General features: G+C 52.3%; 1 protein-coding gene. It reads left to right on the top strand.

From position 1 onward, the window contains the following. Positions 1-119: 119 nt before the first annotated feature. The gene (locus Q9R46_RS28525; RefSeq protein ID WP_311282628.1) at positions 120-1,238 is read left to right on the top strand and encodes an IS110 family RNA-guided transposase; all 1,119 of its coding nucleotides are present in this window, start codon (positions 120-122) and stop codon (positions 1,236-1,238) included. Positions 1,239-1,541 lie beyond the last annotated feature (303 nt).

Here is a 1,541-nt window from a genome sequence, read left to right as displayed (position 1 = left end):
TTCTAGCTATGATGAACGTAAACAAGGATAGCCCCCACATATTGCTGAGCATCGTAGGTTAAAATGGAAAGTGTCAAAACCACCATTTCAGAGCTACACAGCAAAGGAGAGCTATCACTATGCAGTCTACCACAAAATTCATCGGTTTAGATGTGTCTAAAGAAAAAATTTCAGTTGCCATCGCAGATGAAGGACAGGCCAAGTCTCGGTATTACGGATCCATTGCGCATACGCCTGCCGCGTTGCGTAAACTCATCAAAGAGCTGGGGCCTGCAAGTACTTTGTCCTTCTGCTACGAAGCAGGGCCTACCGGCTATGAAACCCATCGCTGGATTGAATCTATGGGTGCACATTGCATCGTTATCGCTCCTTCGCTCATTCCGAAACGGGCTGGAGATCGGGTGAAAACGGATCGACGCGACGCAGAACAACTCGCGCGTTTATTCCGTGCGGGTGAGCTCACGCCGATTTACGTTCCGGCTCCAGCGGATGAGGCTCTGCGTGAATTAGTTCGTGCACGTGAAACGGCGAAAGAGGATGCACACCGGGCTCGGCAGCGTGTGCTCAAGTTTTTACTCCGCCACCAGATCCATCCGCCAGAACAGATCAAACGGGCCTGGACGAAAAAATATCGGATGTGGCTGGGAACGGTCACTTTTCCACAAGTCTCGATGCAAACGGCGTTTACCGAGTATCTTCACACCCTGTACGAGGTGGAACAGCGGATTGGTCGATTGGAAAAAGCGCTGATTGAAGAAGCAGCTACCCATCCCAAAGCGGAAATGATTCGCATTTTACAGGGCCTTCGTGGCATTGGTTTCCTGACGGCGGTGACGCTGGTTTCGGAAATCGGATCGTTTGCCCGGTTTTCTTCCCCAGCGAGGCTCATGGCTTACTTGGGTCTGGTTCCCCGTGAGCATTCGTCTGGAGCCAGCACCAAACGAGGTTCCCTCACCAAAACAGGGAATGGGCGTCTACGTCGAACCTTAATCGAATCGGCCTGGAGTTACCGTCACCGACCTGCGGTGAAAGGAGATCTGGCCATCCGTTTAGAAGGTCTGTCTGCGGACGTGGAGCAGATTTCATGGAAAGCGCAACACAGGCTACATGCCAAATACCGCCGCCTGATCTTTGTAAAACACAAGCACCCCAATGTGGCAATTGCCGCTGTAGCGCGCGAACTGATGGGTTTTATTTGGGCGGTTGCCCGAACCGTAGAACAGCCGAATGCCCAGTAATTGGTGTTGCATCCGATCGAGACGTTCGTCACAAGGGGAACGGGTAAACCCGGAGTCTTAAGCCCGGGGGTTCATGGAAAGGTTCGGGAGAGAATCTGTGTTGATCGTTTGCACTAGGCTCTGTGTGAGCTGAACGTGCGTTTCTAGCTTACAACCGCTCTCCTTGACGAAGGCATAACATGTGGTAACCAACCCACGGATAGCAGCGTGCCAACCGTCGCTCGCATATGGACCCCCGCGCTTAGGACTTCGGGCAACAGCATTTTGTGCTGGGCTTGACTAAAACGTTCATAGCAACGATCA

Source organism: Paenibacillus sp. RRE4 (assembly GCF_031844205.1).
Lineage (GTDB): Bacteria > Bacillota > Bacilli > Paenibacillales > Paenibacillaceae > Paenibacillus > Paenibacillus xylanexedens_B.
The sequence above is the reverse complement of the archived record's forward strand: the minus strand, read 5'-3'. Positions and strand labels throughout refer to the sequence as shown.

What these genes read in the sequence shown, in the direction of transcription:
- Q9R46_RS28525 (WP_311282628.1), top strand. Translation starts at nt 120, where the DNA reads ATGCAGTCTACCACAAAATTCATCGGTTTAGATGTGTCTAAAGAAAAA.